The following is a 20,252-nucleotide window of genomic DNA, read 5'->3' on the forward strand; positions in this document are numbered from 1 at the left end:
ATTTATTTTAGAAATATTTTTGAAAGTTTTTCTCAGTATTTGTAGAACTTCTGCACCTTTTCTCGTTTGAGAATCGGATTGCAAAACTACAACTCTTTTAGTTTATCTTCCAAATTTATTTTTGTTAAAATTTAAATTTGTTTTTCGTGATTTGTATGAACTTCTGTTTTTCAACGGTGCAAATATACCGCCTTATTCTCGTGCCAAACAAGCTTTTTTGAAGTTAATTTTTGATTATTTTTTAGTTTACTAATATTTAATGATTTGGAGTTTTTAAAATTTGTGAATTTGCCGATTCGAGGATTTGAAAATGAAAATTGAGGAATCATATTATGTATAAAAATACTTTTTTACCACAGATGCACAGATGCACAGATGCACAGATGAAATTTCAAAATTTAAAATTTAATGATTGAAAAATGAAATAATGAAAGATATTGAATACTTCTTATTTATGTAAACTTTGTTAGATATAAACCTTGTAAGTTAACGTATAAAGAAAAATTAAAGCTCCATCAGAGTTTGAAACTCTATTGGAGTTGAATCAAATACAACACTGATGAACGGATGATATATTCAATTGGAAAAAATAATATTTTAAAAATGAAAAGACACAGATGATGAAAATTGAATTTTCTGAATAAGCTTATTTTAATATAAACCTACAAGGTTTAAAAAACCTCGCAGGTTAACTTTGAACTTTAAACCTTAATAGCTTCAAAACTTAATGACATAACTAAATGAGATTCTGATCCGAGCTTGCGAACCGTACGAGGTAAAACAAGTTCAGAATGACAAAATGAATGAGATTCAAACATGAGCTTATGACTGAACGAAGTTAATCAAGTTTAATATAAACCTACAAGGTTTTGGAAAACCTTGCAGGTTAACTTTAGGCTTTGGACTTTAAACTTTGGACTACATGACTCAGGTTGCGTTAGGGATTGGAGCGGTATCCTTTTTTGTTTAAAAACGGAATGTCATTTAAAAATGAGATTCTGAATCAAGTTCAGAATGACATAAAATGAATAACCGATAGAAACAAAAAAGATTTAGCGGAAAGCCCGACCGAGCGGTTTCAGCAGAATATCATTTTACTCTTATATATAATGAGCGAGGGAACGCCCAGAAAAAAGAGCGTAAAGAAAAAAGCGATTGCGGATAAAATTTCTTCTATCCTGCAATCGCTTTTTTTATTAATTAAAAGTGCTTACGCTTATCTTTTAATGATTTTTACAAATTGTTGTTTTGTATCAGTTTTTAGTTGAACTAAATATGTACCAGAAGGAAGATTTGATAAATCAACTTTTACTTCATTTTCATTAGTTTGAATTGTTTTAACACGTTTTCCTAATAAGTCAAACACCTCGATTTGAGTGATTGTTTCTGAGTAAGAAATAGTTAATACGTCATCAACTGGGTTAGGGTAATATTTTAATTCGTTTTTATCGAACTGATCGCTTGATAAATAAACATCTACAGTAACTGCAAATGGTAAACTTGGACAACCATTAGTACCAATAATTACAGCGTAATATGTTTGACCGTTTACTAATGGCATATCTGCAACTAGAGGATTAACTCCGTTTTGAGAATCTAAATAAGAAGCATACCAAGTGATATTATTTTGATTTAATACTAAATCAGAAATAACAGAACCTTCAATGAAAGTTTGAACTGCTGATCCAGATGGAGCAGATGGTAATGTTAAAATATTAATTTGCACTGGGGTTCTTTGAGACTCACATCCGTATTGAACTCTTGATACAAAATAAACACCAGTAGCAAGAGTTGCATCTTGTGACAATACATCTGTACTTGATGGAGAAATATACCATTTATGAGTTACTCCAGATTGTGAAGTAATAATCAAATCTGAAACATTAGCTGAACCACAGAACGTAAACGACTCTACAACCGGAGCTGATAAAGAAACAACACGAACAGCAACTGCTCTTCTAGCAGAAACACATCCATTACTACGTTGTTCAACATAATAAGTTCCTGAACTTAACTGTGAATTTACTGAAAGTTCAGATGTTGATGTTGCAGAAGCAAACCATTTCAATTCAGCACCTGGTGTACCTTGTGCAACTAATTGTGCGACTGTTGCAGAACCACAAAATGTTTGAATTGCAGCAATCGGAGTTGACAATCCATCAAATGCAGAAACTTCAATTTCTATTCTATTAGATTCGCAAATACCAAAACTTTGCGTTACATAATAAGTTCCACTTACTACTGCTTGTGTATTTGGAATTGGAGTTGTTGATGTTAAAGAAGTAAACCATTTCATAATTGCTCCTTCTAATTGACCAACTTCTAATGATCCGTAATTTGCATATCCACATACCAGAATTTCAGTAGAAATTAAATCAATAGGAGTTTGATTAACAATCACATTAACAGCAACTCTGTGCGAAGTAGTTAAACCATCTGTTTGACTAACATAATAAGTACCCTGAGTTAACACCGTTTCTGGAGCTAAAGTTTCGTTACTTGTTAAATCAGCGTACCAATTAACAATTGCTCCAGGTAAACCTTGAACTACTATGTCTGCTAAAATTGTACTACCACAAAATTCTTGAGTTGTAGAAACAACTGGCTCATCAATTCTTGGTGTCACTGTTACTGTAACAACTAAATATGAATCACTCTCACATGTTAATGTTTGAGTAACAAAATAAGTAGAACTTGCTAGAACAGGAGTAGAAGCAGGAACTTCGTTAAGTAAATCTGGATCTGTATAATACTTAAGATTATCACCCTCAATTACTAAATCTGATAATAATTCGTCTTGTATTAAAGTTTGAGAAGATTCTCCAACTGGTTCTAAACTATTACAGAAAACGTAAGTTGAAGCAACCTCACTCCAAACACTGAAAGAATTCACACATTTTTTTCTAACATAAAAATCATAAGTCACACCAGAAGTTAAACCTTGTAATGTATATGGTTTCGAAACATTTTGAACAATTGTTCCTGATCCAGGAGTAAAACCTGTAATACCATACTCAATTTCGAAATCGCTAGATCCTTGTCCTACCCAATCAATCACAGCATAATCAAAACCTACATCAGGGAAGTTTATTTCAGTTGGTTGAATACATGGGAAAGAAATATCAGCCATAAGGTCGATTGTGAATGAATTTACACCTGGAGTACATGGATCAAATACAGAAGTAAGTTCTCTACCGACAACTCTCATTCGATACTCACCTGACGCATAAACACCTAAGTTTGGCACTACGAAACTACCTTCTAAAATATGTGTATTTCCAGCACCAGCACCATCTGTAACAGGTTCATTATTTGATAAAACTACTTTTTCAGAATTAGAGAAAACTCCATCATGATTATAATCTATCCAAATATGAGTATAATATTCGTCACTTCCTGTATTATACAAGAATGTGTAATCAACATTTTCTCCAGCTGTGAATTGAACTAATGGATCCCCAACTAAACTTAAATAATTATCTTCTAATTCAACATCAACAACAACACCATCTATGTTCATCTCTACCATTCCATCGCCATCGAAAGCTGTACCTGAAGTTTCACAGTAACTCATATCTATTGTAAATGGGCCAACCCATGCAGTATTTCCATCAGCACAAATTCTACGTACATAGAAAGAATACGATTCACCTAAAACTAAATTTGAAAGTGTAGCAAAAGGATTAGTAACATTAAGTATATTTCCTGTTCCTTGTACAAATCCAGTTATGCCCCATTGCACTTCAAAATTATTTGAAAGAGCTGCACCTGGCGACATCCAAGATAAATCAGCAGACATTGTATCGAAATTTTTAACAAAATCGATATTGATTGGTAAAGCACATTCGATATTTGTGATTGGTTCATAAACCACATCATCTATATTAATTGGTTTACTAGTTGTTTCAGAAAAATGACTAAATGCAAAATAATCAGCTTCAGTTTGTGGTAAATACACAGTGAATGTCTGATAAGTTGTTGTTAGAGGGAATTGTGCAATTTCAACAAATGTAGTTGCGTCTAATTTATTTGTCATTGTCCCAACTTTAACAATTGCTCCAACAGTACCTCTAGCCTTAAACGAAACTTGGTAGGTACCGTTACCTAAATTTTGCGTTTCTGGAGAAACTAACATATAGGTTGTATTTACAGTAGAATTAGCATTCGTTATATAAAAATTTCTAGGAGCAGAAGCGCTATTCGAGGTAGTTACATAACCTGAACCAATACCTGAATCAATAAAAGTCCAACAATTTGGAACAATTTGATTAGTCGCAGAACCAACAGTTGTGGTATCAAAACTTTCCGTAAATCCACCTACAAATGCAGGACAAGCTGTAACAAAACTATACTTTCCTAAAATTGCATTACTTGGAATATCGTTACAAACTTTTCTAATATAAAAATCATATAATGTAGATTCCGTTAAACCTGTTAATATAGCTGTATTTCCTGTAAATGAAAATACAGTTCCTGAACCTTGAGCAAAACCAGCAATTCCGTATTCAATTTGATAACTATCAGTTGAGGCACCTGCGATTTCTAAATTTGCACTCGTAGTTGTCGTATTCGTAACAACTGGAGCATTTTGTAAACCACATGATCCAATGTAAAAATTATCAAAAGCAAAAATAATATCAGACGTAATTTCTGTATTACGATTCATCACAATTTTAACCTTCACAACCTGACCGATATAAGAAGCTAAAGAAGTCTCAAAATTCTGCCATCCTAAAATATTTTGACTATTAATCGTAGCCAATAGAGTGTAATTTGCTCCAAAATCTGTAGAAATGTGAACTTCGAAATTACCCATTTCCGGCAAAACTCCAAAATCATCACTAAAGTCCTCAAAATAATAATTAAATGACAATTTATCATTAGGAAGAATTGGACCAACATTAACTGTTGTAAGTGTTTTTAAATTATTAGTTGACCATAAATTATAACCAATTGAATTTCCAGACATGGCTATAATTGAATTATAAGTTGAAGAAATACTACTTTGAGCTGGATCACTTATAAACCCTTGTGGTAAGGTTGTAGTTGCGAAACCTTCAAACCAAGGTGAAGCAACTACAGTTTGTGTAGTAAAACCTCCAACAGGAGTACTCCATTCTCCAATACCATTTACGCCACAATTACTACGTACATAGAAATCGTAAGCCGTTCCGCTTTGTAAACCTGTTAATAAATAGTTATTAGTAACATTCGTTAAAGTTGTTCCTTGCCCAGGTGTAAATCCGTCAGGACCGTATTCAATGTCAAAATTAGTCGCAACACTAGACCAATTTAAAACAGCTGAATTATTTGTAACTGAAGACACAGAAACTGTATTAAATAAAACATCTGAACAAGCTGGAATATCTTCGTAAAACACATCATCAATATACACATATCTAGCATTTTCTGAAGCAGCTAATTTAAATGCAAAAAAGTCATCTGTTTCGTTTTGATTAGGTAATTGAACTACGTATTCGGTATATGATGCACCTAATTGAATCGTTTGAAGTGGTGTAAAAATAGATGAATCAGATTGTCCGTTCATTTTACCCACAGTTAATTCAACTTCAGCTGTATTACCGTAAGCAAAAAAACGTAATTGTTTTGTTCCTTCACCTAAATTATTAGTTTCAGGACTAATTAAGAAGAAATCAGATTCTGTACCAGTTCCATTATACATTATTATACGTCTTGGAGTAGAAATATTTGTACCAGCATTAACAGAAACATATCCATTTGCAGTACCGTCACCATCAACAAAAGCCCAACAATTTGGGACTCTAGGAGATAAATTAGTACCTACTGGAGTATCATCAAAAGCTTCGTTAATTTCAGTATAAACACCACATAAAGTACTAAAAGAAATTTCTCTCCAAGTATCTACTGAATTTGAACCACAATTAGCTCTTAAATATAAAGTAAAATCTGTTGTATGATCTAAATTAGTTATAGTAAAAGGTGTGTTAAAATTGGTTATAAAACCTGTAGTTGCTAAACCTTCAGCACCTGAACCTGGCTCTCCAGATGTTCTAACTTCATATTCATACTGACCTGTTGTAGTTAAACCAGAAGTAGTATGCCAGAAAAGTGTAACAGCACTTGATGTTATATCTGATAAAACTAAATAATTTGGACTTGGACATGCCGGAATTGGTTCATAATAAACTTCATCAATATATATAGTTCTTGATGTAGCATCTAAACCATGTTTAAAACCAAAATAATCATTCGTACCAGCTGGTATATCAACAATATATTCAGTATGTGTTGTAGTCAATTCAATAGATCTTATCTCTTGCATTCCAGAAGTAGAGTTCTGATTAGGTAATGTAACTACTTTCAAAGTCGTTACAGGATCTACTGAAGTAGAAGTTGTCTTAGCATTAAAACGAATTCTATATCCACCATTTCCTAAATTGTTCGTTTCTGGAGATATTAATAAGTAATCACCTAAAACATCAGCACCATTAGCCAATGTAACTCCGCGAACACTTGCAGAGTTTGAAACAGCAGTTACATAAACAGAACCAGCTCCTGAATCAATTGCTCCCCAACAATTTGGAACAACTGGTAATGTAGCTGTACCATTAGTTGGAGTTGTGTCAAAACTTTCGAATATTTCAGTTGCTACTTGACATGTTGTTGAGAAACTCACTCTAGTCCATAAATCTGATTCTGAACCACAAGATGCTTTAATATAGAAAACATATGGTGTAGAATGATCTAATCCAGTAGCAGTTACTTGACCTGCAGAAGCAATAACAGTACCTGAAGCTACTAAACCGTCAGCACCTGAACCTGGTAAAGAACCTACCGGTCTAACTTCGTAGTTTAAATTTGATGAACCAGCTGCACCTGCCAAAATTGGCCATGAAACCGTTACAGTACTTGATGAAGCAGCAGTAACTGATAATGGTGATGGTGTTGCACATGCAGGAATTAATTCGTAATGAACATCATCAATATAAATTAGACGAGAAGCCGCATTTAAACCATGCTTAAAGGCAAAGTAATCATTAGTTCCCGCAGGTAAATAAACAACGTATTCGTTATAATCTGTAGATAAACTAATAGTTTGTATCTCAACAATTCCATCAACACTATTTTGATTCGCTAAAGAAACTACTTTTAATGTAGTAGCTGGATTTGCGGTAGATGTTGTTTTAGCTCTGAAACGAACTCTTGCTAAACCATTACCTAAATTATTTGTTTCTGGTGAAACTAATAAATAATTTCCTTCAGTATCGGTCCCATTACTCAATGTAACTCCTTTCGCACCACCATATTTAGATGCAGTTGTTGCATAAACATAGCCCGCGCCAGAATCAATTGCTGCCCAACAATAAGGAACAACAGGATTTGCAGCTGTACCATTAGTTGCAGTAGTTTCGAAATTTTCGTAGATTTCATTTGCTACTTGACAAGTCGTTAAGAAATCAACAGAAGTCCAAAAGTCTTCTTCTGATCCGCAAACTGCTTTAATATAAAAAACATACTGCTCTGAATGATCTAAATCAGACACTGTAATTTGACCAGCAGAAGCAATTACATTTCCTGAAGCAGCTAAACCAACCGCACCAGATCCAGGTAATGTACCATCTGTTCTGATTTCATAATTTAAATTAGAAGATGCCGCAGTTCCTGCCAATACAGGCCAAGAAACGGTAACTTGATTTGAAGTCGCATTAACAAGATTCAATGGTAATGGAGTAGCACATGAAGGAATCAATTCATAATTTACGTCATCAATATATATAACCTTTGATGCAGCATCTAAACCGTGTTGAAATGCAAAATAGTCGTTTGTACCAGCTGGCAAATAAACAACATACTCATTATAATCGTTAGTAAGTGAAAAACTTTCAACTTGAACAACACCATCTAAATTATTTGCATTTGCTAATGTCACCACCTTTAGCGTAGGACTTACTCCAGTAGTAGATGTTGTTTTAGCTCTAAAACGTAGTCTTGCTGACCCATTACCTAAATTATCAGTCTTTGGAGAAACTGCTAAATAATTACCTAGAACGTCGGCATTATTACTAATAGCTAAACCACGAACACTCTGAAAGTTTGACGTTGCGGTAACATACACATATCCTGCTCCAGAATCAATAGCAGACCAACATGTCGGTACAATTGGATTAGTAGCAGTTCCTCCAGTAGGAGTAGTTTCAAAACCTTCCACAAAATAAGTTGATATTCCACATAGAGTAGTCACACTAATTTGTCTCCATTGACTAGATCCTAATAAATCAGAACAATTCTTTTTAACATATACATTATAAGTTGCATTTCCGAACAATCCAGTAGCATTAAAAGTAGCTACGTCAGCTGCCAAAGTTCCACTTGAGGCCAAACCATTTGCTCCAGAACCAGGCAAACCAGACAAACGTACTTCATATGAATACCCAGTAACATTTGTTTCTGGTGTCCAACTTGCTGTAAATGATGTATTAGTTACATCTGAAGTCGATAAGCCATTTACCATAAAACAAACTGGTACATGAGCTTCAACTTTAATATTATCAACTGAACCTGGAGGTTGAACTCCTCCACCGCCATCATTCTTCCAAGTAATAATCAAACGTTTTGTATTTCCTGAAACATAGTTAACTTGATCCGCAGTTAAATCTATGTTGATATTAGACAGAGTAGCAGATGTAGCACCGGCTTTTCTATCTAAAAAATAACCTGTTGTACCATCAACGTATCCTGTCCAAGAAGTATCAGTCGTAGCTGATCCAACAGGACCAAGATCCGAAGGTAGAATAGAAGTATCTGCAATGTAAACTAATACATTATCCCAAGTGGATTCACCAGCTTGAAAGACATCTAAGTTTATACTAACACTTTCTGCACCAACAGGAAAAATAATATCTCTATAAAAATGAACTCTAGATATAGAATGTGTGTAAGCATTACTTACTCCATTATCATTAGAAATATAAGCACCTCCATTCCCAGCAAACCAAGTAGGGATTGAACCTAAAACCCATTTATTAGTTTGAGATCCATTAACTACAGTCCATCCGTTATCTGCGAATGTTGTACCTAATTCAAAACCTCCCGCCCCAGCCGGATCCAACAACAGATGCGTTTGTTGCGCATGAATCGAAGCAGTACTAAAGAGCACTAACCCCAGTAAAAGCTGGCTATACAGCCGATTTAATCTTTTAATCATTGTAGTTTTTAATAAATTAATAATTCGTAATTTTTTTTTTGTTTAACAGTTATTAAGGAAATTATTTTTTGATTTTAAAATAATACGGTTAAAAAAAAAGGGAAAATGCAACATAAAAAAAACCGCTAGTTTCCTAGCGGTTTTGAGTTAAGCTTGTCCTATTGGATTTATCTTTATAGTATTTGTTTGTTCTTTGACATCACCATATTCCTTTTCGTACTTCGAGATATTCTCTTGAAGTGCTCTAAGAAGGCGCTTGGCATGCTCAGGTGTAACAATAATACGTGAACGTACTTTTGCTTTTGGCATTCCAGGCATCACGTTGATAAAATCTAAAACAAACTCTGAATTAGAATGATTAACAACAGCCAAATTGGAATAAACTCCAAGAGCAGTTTGCTCATCGATTTCAATATTTAATTGACCGTCCTTATCTTCTTTCATAATATTAGAAATTTAAATCCGTTTTTACTTCTTGTTGAGTTCCTACAATGATATCATCATATTCACGCATACCTGTTCCTGCAGGAATTCTATGTCCAACGATAACGTTTTCTTTTAATCCCATTAAAGTATCAACCTTACCAGCTACTGCTGCTTCATTTAATACTTTAGTTGTTTCCTGGAACGAAGCTGCCGAAATAAACGATTTCGTTTGTAACGAAGCTCTTGTAATACCTTGAAGAACAGGAGTTCCTGTAGCAGGAACAACATCTCTAGCTACTACTAAGTTTTTATCTTCACGTTTTAAGATAGAGTTTTCGTCACGTAATTCTCTTGTTGTTAAAATCTGACCTTCTTTTAAATTAGAAGAATCTCCAGCATCTTCAACAATTTTCAATCCGAATAAACGATCATTTTCAGCAATAAAGTCAGAAGCATGAACCAATTGTTCTTCTAAGAATAAAGTATCTCCTGGATCTTCAATTCTAACTTTACGCATCATTTGACGAATAACTACCTCAAAGTGCTTATCATTAATTTTTACACCCTGTAAACGGTAAACCTCTTGAATTTCATTTACCAAATACTGTTGAACAGCAGATGGACCTTGAATTCTTAAGATATCATCCGGAGTTGTAGCTCCATCAGATAATGGCATTCCCGCTTTAATATAATCGTTTTCTTGAACTAAGATTTGATTCGACAATTTTACTAAATATTTTCGAATATCTCCTAATTTTGATTCAACAATTACTTCACGATTACCACGTTTTATTTTTCCGAAAGAAACTACACCATCAATTTCTGATACAACTGCAGGGTTAGATGGATTACGAGCTTCTAATAATTCTGTAATACGAGGTAAACCTCCGGTAATATCTCCTGCTTTTGAAGATTTACGTGGAATTTTTACTAATGTTTTACCAGCTTTAATTTTCTCTCCATCATTAACCATTAAGTGAGCACCTACTGGTAATGTATATGAACGAATTAATCCACCATCTTTATCATAAATTAATAAAGTAGGAACTAATTTTTTATTTCTAGATTCAGAGATAATTTTCTCTTGGAAACCAGTTTGCTCATCGATTTCAACTTGGAATGTTTGTCCTTGTTCTAAATCTTCATAAGCAACTTTTCCTGTGAATTCAGAAACGATAACTCCGTTATATGGATCCCATTTATTGATTGTTGATCCTTCTTCGATAATATCACCATCTTTAACAAAGATAGTAGAACCGTAAGAAATATTATGCGTATTTAATAAAATACCAGTGTTTACGTCATATAATTTTAATTCAGTAGAACGAGAAATTACGATATCAACTATGTTTCCTTCGTTATCTTCTCCTTTAACAGTTTTAAGATCTTCAACTTCAACACGTCCTTTAAATCTAGTAACTAAAGTAGAAACCTCAGAGATGTTACCCGCTGTACCTCCAACGTGGAATGTACGTAACGTTAACTGTGTACCAGGCTCACCAATAGACTGAGCGGCTACTACACCAACTGCTTCACCACGTTGCGCCATTTTACCATTAGCTAAGTTACGACCGTAACATTTAGCACAGATACCTGTTTTCGCTTCACAAGTTAAAGCTGAACGTACTTCAACACGCTCTAATGGAGATGCATTGATTGCTTTAGCTTCTTTTTCTGTAATCTCAACTCCAGCAGGAATAATTACCTCACTAGTTAATGGATTAATTACATCAGCAATAGCAATACGTCCTAAAATTCTTTCCCCTAAAGATTCAATGATTTCCTCATTTTTCTTTAATGCTTCGAATTCAATACCTCTTAAAGTACCACAATCTACAGAGTTTACAATTACATCTTGAGCAACGTCATGTAAACGACGAGTTAAATATCCTGCATCGGCAGTTTTTAACGCCGTATCGGCAAGACCTTTACGAGCACCGTGAGTAGAAATGAAGTATTCTAAGATCGATAATCCTTCCTTAAAGTTTGATAAAATCGGGTTTTCGATAATATCTCCACCTGCAGAAGTAGATTTTTTAGGCTTAGCCATCAAACCACGCATACCTGTTAACTGACGAATTTGCTCTTTAGATCCACGCGCTCCAGAATCAAGCATCATGTAAACTGAGTTAAATCCTTGTTGGTCTTCACGAATGTTTTTCATTGCTAACTCAGTTAACATAGCATTTGTAGAAGTCCATACGTCAATTACCTGATTGTAACGTTCGTTGTTAGTAATAAGACCCATATTATAGTTCATTGAGATACCTTCAACTTGTTCGTTAGCATCATCAATCATACCTTGTTTTTGATCTGGAATCTTAATATCTCCTAAAGAGAATGATAATCCACCACGGAATGCGTAACCGTATCCCATATCTTTCATATCATCTAAGAATTTAGCAGTTGTTGGAACATCTGTAGCTTCTAAAATCTTACCAATAATATCTCTTAAAGATTTTTTAGTTAAAACCTCATTGATGAAACCAGCTTTCTCTGGAACTACCTCGTTAAACAAGATACGTCCAGCAGAAGTTTCAATAATTTGATAAACTAATTCTCCTTCTTTATTAAAATCTTTTGCACGTACTTTAACTTGAGCATTTAAGTTTAAACGTCCTTCGTTGATTGCAATATTCACCTCTTCAGCTGAATAGAACGTTAAACCTTCTCCTTTAATTTCTAATTCTGGAGTAGATTTACGAATTTTCGTCATATAATAAAGCCCAAGAACCATATCTTGAGAAGGTACCGTAATTGGCGCACCATTCGCAGGGTTTAAGATATTGTGAGAAGCTAACATTAATAATTGAGCTTCTAAAATAGCTTCAGGTCCTAATGGTAAGTGAACCGCCATCTGATCCCCATCGAAATCGGCGTTGAATGCCGTACATACTAATGGGTGAAGACGAATCGCTTTTCCTTCAATCAATTTAGGTTGGAATGCTTGAATACCTAAACGGTGTAACGTAGGAGCACGGTTTAATAAAACTGGGTGACCTTTAATTACATTTTCAAGAATATCCCAAACTACAGGTTCTTTTTTATCTATAATCTTCTTAGCAGATTTAACTGTTTTTACAATTCCACGCTCGATTAATTTACGAATCACGAATGGTTTGTAAAGTTCAGCAGCCATATCTTTTGGAAGACCACATTCGAATAATTTTAATTCAGGACCTACAACAATTACCGAACGAGCAGAATAATCTACACGTTTACCTAATAAGTTTTGACGGAAACGACCTTGTTTACCTTTTAACGAATCAGATAATGATTTTAACGGACGTTGAGATTCTGTTTTAACAGCTGTTGCTTTACGTGTGTTATCAAATAATGAATCTACCGCTTCTTGTAACATACGTTTTTCGTTACGTAAGATTACTTCTGGTGCTTTAATTTCCATTAATCGTTTTAAACGATTGTTACGGATAATTACACGACGGTATAAATCATTTAAATCTGAAGTTGCAAAACGACCTCCATCTAGTGGAACTAACGGACGTAATTCTGGTGGGATAACTGGAATTACTTTTAAAATCATCCATTCTGGACGATTTTCTCTGTTTAAGTTCGATTCGCGGAATGATTCAACAACATTTAAACGTTTTAAAGCTTCTGTTTTTCTTTGTTTAGAAGTTTCGTTATTAGCAGCGTGACGTAATTGGTAAGATAAAGCATCTAAATCTGTACGCTCTAATAAATCCATAATACATTCAGCACCCATTTTAGCGATGAATTTATTTGGATCATTATCTTCTAAATATAAATTTTCTAACGGAAGAGTATCTAAAATATTTAAATATTCTTCTTCTGTTAAGAAATCTAATCTATTAATTGCTTCACCTTCTGGAGTTTTAGCAATACCCGGCTGAATAACTACATAACGTTCGTAGTAGATAATCATATCTAATTTCTTAGAAGGTAATCCTAAAATATAACCGATTTTGTTAGGTAAAGAACGGAAATACCAAATATGTGCAATTGGCACAACTAAGTTGATATGACCTACTCTATCACGACGAACTTTTTTCTCAGTTACTTCAACTCCACAACGATCACAAACGATTCCTTTATAACGGATTCTTTTGTATTTTCCACAAGCACATTCGTAATCTTTTACAGGTCCGAAAATACGCTCACAGAATAAACCATCACGCTCTGGTTTGTGCGTACGATAGTTAATCGTTTCAGGTTTTAAAACTTCACCTCTAGATTCAGCTAAAATTGATTCTGGAGAGGCTAAACCGATAGAAATTTTATCAAATTTTTTAACGGTTACGTTTTTATCTTTATTATTATTTTTATTCATCATAGTTTTTACTATTGATTTACTTGCAATTAAAAATTGATTCTTTTTAAGTCTTAATCTTAAAATTATTAAGTTTAGAAAGCTGTCATTTACTTTAAACTTTTGACTTTTTGACTTTTTGACTTAAATACCTCGGATTACTTCTCTAAACCTCAAAATTTGTTTGAAGTGCTAATTATAATTTCTTATAAAAAATCGGAACGGTTTACGGGTATAAATCCTAAAAACTTTATAAATAGGTAATCAGTCCAGATAGAATTCTGAACTGATTACTTTGATTTTAATTTATTAACTTTCTAATCTGATATCTAAACCAAGACCTTTTAATTCATGCATTAATACATTGAATGATTCTGGTAAACCTGGTTCTGGCATCGTTTCGCCTTTTACGATAGCTTCGTAAGTTTTAGCTCTACCGATAACGTCATCTGATTTTACAGTTAAGATCTCACGTAATATAGAAGATGCACCATAAGCTTCTAAAGCCCAAACCTCCATCTCTCCAAAACGCTGACCTCCAAATTGTGCTTTACCTCCTAATGGTTGTTGTGTAATTAAAGAGTATGGTCCGATTGAACGCGCGTGCATCTTATCATCAACCATGTGTCCTAATTTCAACATGTAAATTACACCAACTGTTGCTTTTTGGTCAAAACGATCACCTGTTCCACCGTCATATAAGTATGTATGTCCAAATCTAGGAACTCCTGCTTCGTCAGTTATAGCATTGATTTGATCTAAATTAGCACCATCAAAAATTGGAGTTGCATATTTACGACCTAAATTCTTACCAGCCCATCCTAAAACCGTTTCATAAATCTGTCCAATGTTCATACGTGAAGGTACCCCAAGTGGATTTAACACGATATCAACTGGAGTTCCGTCTTCTAAGAAAGGCATATCTTCATCACGAACAATTTTCGCAACAATACCTTTATTACCGTGACGTCCCGCCATTTTATCACCTACTTTAAGTTTACGTTTTTTAGCAATATATACTTTAGCAAGTTTTAAAATTCCTGATGGTAATTCATCTCCAACAGTAATCATAAATTTCTCACGACGTAAAACTCCTTGTAAGTCGTTTAATTTGATTTTGAAATTGTGAATCAAGTCAGCAATCATATCGTTTGTATGCTCATCTGTTGTCCACTGTCCTTTCGTTAAGTGAGCAAAATCTTCGATTGCATATAACATTTTTTGAGTGTATTTTTTACCTTTTGGTAAAATTTCTTCACCCAAATCATTCATTACTCCTTGAGACGTTTTTCCATTTACAATAAAGAATAATTTCTCAACTAAACGCTCTCTCAATTCATTAAATTTCACTTCGAATTTAGTATCCATCAAAGCGATATCTTCTTTATCTTTAGAACGTTTGCGTTTATCTTTAACTGCTCTTGCGAATAATTTTTTATCTAAAACAACACCTCTTAATGATGGAGAAGCTTTTAAAGAAGCATCTTTTACATCACCAGCTTTGTCACCAAAGATAGCACGAAGTAATTTTTCTTCTGGAGTCGGATCTGATTCTCCTTTTGGAGTAATCTTACCGATTAAAATATCACCAGGTTTTACTTCAGCACCAATACGAATCATACCGTTTTCATCTAAGTCTTTAGTAGCCTCTTCAGAAACGTTAGGAATATCGTTGGTTAATTCTTCGTTACCTAATTTCGTATCACGAACTTCTAATGTATAATCATCAACGTGGATAGAAGTGAAAATATCATCACGAACTACACGCTCACAAATTACGATTGCATCCTCAAAGTTGTAACCTTTCCATGGCATAAACGCCACTTGTAAGTTACGACCTAATGCTAATTCACCATTTTGAGTTGCATAACCTTCACAAAGAACTTGTCCTTTTGTAACTCTATCACCTCTTCTTACGATTGGTTTTAAGTTAATAGAAGTACTTTGGTTGGTTTTTCTGAACTTAATTAAGTTATATGTTTTATCGTCTGGATCAAAAGAAATTAATCTTTGTTCATCTGTACGATCATATTTAATTGTAATCTTTTGTGCATCTACATAAATTACTTCACCTTCTCCTTCTGCATTAATTAAAACACGAGAATCTGTAGCAACTTGTTTTTCTAAACCTGTTCCTACAATCGGAGCTTCTGGACGTAATAATGGAACTGCCTGACGCATCATGTTTGATCCCATCAAAGCACGGTTCGCATCATCGTGTTCCAAGAAAGGAATTAATGAAGCAGAAATAGACGCAATCTGATTTGGTGCAACGTCAGTATAGTCAACCATTGAAGGCTCAACAACAGGGAAATCGTGCTCTTCACGTGCAATTACACGATCAGCAGTGATTGTTCCATTTTCGTCCATCTGAACGTTTGCTTGAGCAATGATTTTTCCTTCTTCTTCTTCAGCAGAAAGATAAACCGGAGTATCAACTAAGTTAACTTTTCCTTCAGTTACTTTACGATATGGAGTTTCGATGAATCCCATACCATTAACTTTTGCATACACAGCTAAAGACGAAATCAATCCAATGTTTGGTCCCTCAGGAGTTTCAATTGGACAAAGACGACCGTAGTGCGTATAGTGAACGTCACGTACCTCAAATCCGGCTCTTTCACGAGAAAGACCTCCAGGTCCAAGTGCAGATAAACGACGTTTATGTGTAATCTCTGCTAATGGATTGGTTTGATCCATAAATTGAGATAACTGATTCGTACCAAAGAATGAATTGATTACAGATGATAAAGTTTTAGCATTAATCAAATCGATTGGTGTAAATACTTCATTATCTCTAACATTCATACGCTCACGGATTGTACGAGCCATACGAGCAAGTCCAACACCGAATTGAGCTGATAATTGTTCACCTACTGTACGTACACGACGGTTAGATAAGTGGTCAATATCATCGATTTCAGCTTTAGAGTTAATTAACTCAATTAAGTATTTAACAATAGTGATAATATCTTCTTTTGTTAAAACTTGCTTATCGATTGGAGTATCAAGATTTAATTTTTTATTCATTCTGTAACGACCAACTTCACCTAAGTTATAACGTTGATCTGAGAAGAATAATTTATCAATGATACCACGCGCAGTTTCTTCATCTGGCGGTTCAGCATTACGTAATTGACGGTAAATGTGTTCTACAGCTTCTTTTTCAGAGTTTGTAGGGTCTTTCTGTAATGTATTGTGGATGATTGTATAATCTGCCTGATTATTATCTTCTTTATGTAAAAGAATTGATTTTACATTAGCATCAATGATTTCTTCGATATTATCTTTATCCAATACCGTGTCGCGGTCTAAGATAATTTCATTTCTCTCAATAGATACTACTTCTCCAGTGTCCTCATCTACGAAGTCTTCATGCCAAGTGTTTAATACACGAGCAGCAAGTCTTCTTCCAGCATACTTTTTAAGTCCCGTTTTAGAAACCTTTACTTCTTCTGCAAGGTCGAAAATCTCTAGGATATCCTTGTCTCTTTCGAAACCGATTGCTCTAAATAAAGTAGTTACAGGTAACTTTTTCTTACGGTCGATGTAAGCATACATTACACTATTGATATCTGTAGCAAATTCAATCCATGATCCTTTGAAAGGAATAACACGAGCTGAATATAACTTTGTACCATTAGCGTGGAAAGATTGACCAAAGAATACACCAGGTGAACGGTGCAATTGCGACACTACAACACGCTCCGCTCCATTGATTACAAAAGTTCCACTAGGCGTCATGTAAGGAATTGTACCTAGGTAAACATCCTGAACGATAGTTTCGAAGTCCTCGTGCTCTGGATCAGTACAATAAAGCTTAAGACGTGCTTTTAACGGAACGCTATAAGTTAAACCTCTGTCGATACATTCTTCGATAGAATAACGAGGTGGATCTACGAAATAATCTAGGAATTCTAACACGAACTGATTTCTTGTATCAGTAATTGGGAAGTTTTCCATAAAGGTTTTGTATAAACCTTCATTACCTCTATTGTCAGATTTCGTTTCTAATTGAAAGAAATCTTGAAACGATTTTACCTGAATATCCAAGAAATCTGGGAAAGCTGGGATATTTTTGGTAGAGGCAAAATTTAATCTTTCAGTCTGATTTGTAATCATCAATGGAAAAAATTTTGATTAAAAAATTAATAAAAACGTACTAAACATATAATACGCAAAAATGGTTTAGGCCAATAGGATTACTCCTAAGGCCTAAACCGATAAGTTTAAAGTGAGTGAGATTATTTTAACTCAACTACAGCTCCAGCTTCTTCTAATGATTTTTTCAATCCTTCAGCTTCGTCTTTAGAAACACCTTCTTTAACGTTTGCTGGAGTTGAATCAACTAAATCTTTAGCTTCTTTTAATCCTAAACCAGTTAATTCTTTAACAGCTTTAACAACTGCTAATTTAGAAGCACCAGCTTCTTTTAATACAACTGTGAATTCTGTTTGCTCTTCAACTGCAGCTTCACCAGGTCCAGCCATAACTACTGCAGCAGCAGCAGGCTCGATTCCGTACTCATCTTTTAATATAGTTGCTAATTCGTTAACTTCTTTAACTGTTAAGTTAACTAATTGTTCTGCGAATTGTTTCAAATCTGCCATTTTTTCTATCTTTTAATTTGATTTGTAAAATATAATTTATTAATGTGCGTTCTTTAGGAACAGACTAAGAAATGTATATTATTCTTCGTCTTTAAATTGATTTTTAAGAGCTGAAATAACTCTTTGAGCTGGAGATTGTAATAATCCAATGATTTCTCCAATAACTTCTTCTTTAGATTTAAGAGCAGCTAATCCATCTAATTCATTGTCTCCTACATAAATTTCTTCGTTAATGTAAGCACCTTTTAAGATAGGTTTATCTGATTTTTTTCTAAATTCTTTAATGATTTTAGCAGGTGCGTTAGCAACCTCTGCAATCATAATAGAAGTATTTCCTTTTAAAGTAGATGGTAAGTCTCCGTACTCATTTTCTGAAGCTTCCATAGCTTTAGCTAACAAAGTATTTTTAACAACCTCTAATTTAATTCCAGCCTTAAAACAAGCTCTTCTAAGATTCGAAGTAGTATCTGCGTTTAAACCAGAAATGTCTGCTACATAAATAATTTTTGTATCAGCTAACTGTGCAGTTAAATCTTGAATCGCAATTGATTTTTCTTCTCTAGTCATACTAAAAATTTTTAACTACCAATTAAACTGCTTTCGGATCTAAAGCAATAGCAGGGCTCATAGTACTTGAAATGTGTATCGATTTGATATACGTACCTTTAGCAGCTGTTGGTTTTAATTTGATCAATGTTTGAATAATCTCGTGAGCGTTCTCAGTAATCATATCAGCACCAAAAGATACTTTTCCAATTCCTGCGTGAACGATACCAGTTTTGTCAACTTTAAAGTCGATTTTACCAGCTTTCACTTCTGTAACAGCTTTAGCAACATCCATAGTTACTGTACCTGTTTTAGGATTAGGCATTAAACCACGAGGTCCTAAAATACGACCTAATGGACCTAATTTACCCATAACAGCTGGCATAGTGATGATTACATCAACATCAGTCCAACCGTCTTTGATTTTTTGTAAGTAATCGTCTAATCCAACGAAATCAGCACCTGCAGCTTTTGCTTCAGCTTCTTTATCTGGAGTAACCAACGCTAATACTCTTACATCTTTACCAGTTCCGTGAGGTAATGTTACAACTCCACGAACCATTTGATTTGCTTTACGAGGATCTACTCCTAAACGTACTGCAATATCAACAGACTCATCAAATTTTGCAGAAGCAACTTCTTTAATCAATGCAGAAGCATCTTTTAAAGAGTATAACTTGTTCTTCTCAATTTTTGAAGCAGCCTCTTTTTGCTTTTTTGTTAATTTTGCCATTTCTTCTTTTTTTGTTTTTAAAGAGGAGTATTCCTTACTTTACTGTTATTCCCATTGATCTTGCAGTTCCAGCAATCATAGACATAGCAGATTCTAATGTAAATGCATTTAAATCAGCCATTTTGTCTTCTGCAATTGCTTGAACTTGATCCATAGTTACAGAAGCAACTTTTTTACGGTTTGGTTGCCCAGATCCCGATTTAAGTTTTGTAGCTTCTAATAATTGAACAGCAGCAGGTGGTGTTTTAACAACAAAGTCAAAAGATTTGTCTTTGTAAACTGTAATTTGTACTGGTAAAACTTTGCCTGGTTTATCTTGTGTTCTAGCATTGAATTGCTTACAGAACTCCATGATGTTAACTCCAGCAGCCCCCAAAGCAGGTCCAACCGGTGGCGATGGGTTCGCTGCACCTCCCTTAACTTGTAGTTTAACTACTTTACTAATTTCTTTTGCCATTT

At 34.3% G+C, this 20,252-nt stretch carries 8 protein-coding genes; all 8 read right to left on the reverse strand.

The genetic code is table 11. The features are described from left to right. Positions 1-1,216: 1,216 nt before the first annotated feature. On the reverse strand, positions 1,217-9,187 hold the full coding sequence (locus EG240_RS00855) for a fibronectin type III domain-containing protein (RefSeq protein WP_125016454.1): 7,971 nt from the start codon (positions 9,185-9,187) through the stop codon (positions 1,217-1,219). Positions 9,188-9,334: 147 nt separating this feature from the next. Next, a complete protein-coding gene (locus EG240_RS00860) occupies positions 9,335-9,631 on the reverse strand; it encodes a DUF3467 domain-containing protein (RefSeq protein ID WP_125016456.1) in 297 nt (98 codons plus the stop codon). 4 nt (positions 9,632-9,635) lie between these two features. Further along, entirely contained in the window at positions 9,636-13,928 is a 4,293-nt protein-coding gene (gene rpoC / locus EG240_RS00865) for a DNA-directed RNA polymerase subunit beta' (RefSeq protein ID WP_125016458.1), read from the reverse strand. Between the two features lie 285 nt (positions 13,929-14,213). Continuing rightward, positions 14,214-18,026 (reverse strand): DNA-directed RNA polymerase subunit beta, encoded by a 3,813-nt coding sequence (gene rpoB, locus EG240_RS00870; protein ID WP_125016460.1) that lies wholly within the window; start codon positions 18,024-18,026, stop codon positions 14,214-14,216. A 122-nt stretch (positions 18,027-18,148) separates the two neighbouring features. After that, complete coding sequence (gene rplL / locus EG240_RS00875; protein WP_125016462.1) at positions 18,149-18,514, reverse strand: 50S ribosomal protein L7/L12; 366 nt, start codon at positions 18,512-18,514, stop codon at positions 18,149-18,151. 78 nt (positions 18,515-18,592) lie between these two features. Then, positions 18,593-19,081 (reverse strand): 50S ribosomal protein L10, encoded by a 489-nt coding sequence (gene rplJ / locus EG240_RS00880; protein ID WP_125016464.1) that lies wholly within the window; start codon positions 19,079-19,081, stop codon positions 18,593-18,595. Positions 19,082-19,103: 22 nt separating this feature from the next. After that, positions 19,104-19,793, reverse strand: a complete 690-nt coding sequence (rplA, locus tag EG240_RS00885; protein WP_125016466.1) for a 50S ribosomal protein L1 — start codon at positions 19,791-19,793, stop codon at positions 19,104-19,106. A 34-nt stretch (positions 19,794-19,827) separates the two neighbouring features. Then, positions 19,828-20,250 carry a 50S ribosomal protein L11 gene (gene rplK / locus EG240_RS00890; RefSeq protein WP_125016468.1) on the reverse strand — a complete coding sequence of 141 codons (423 nt, stop codon included), beginning with the start codon at positions 20,248-20,250 and terminating at the stop codon, positions 19,828-19,830. Between the last annotated feature and the right edge of the window lie 2 nt (positions 20,251-20,252).

The sequence above is a fragment of the Paenimyroides tangerinum genome, from assembly GCF_003865405.1.
GTDB lineage: Bacteria > Bacteroidota > Bacteroidia > Flavobacteriales > Flavobacteriaceae > Flavobacterium > Flavobacterium tangerinum.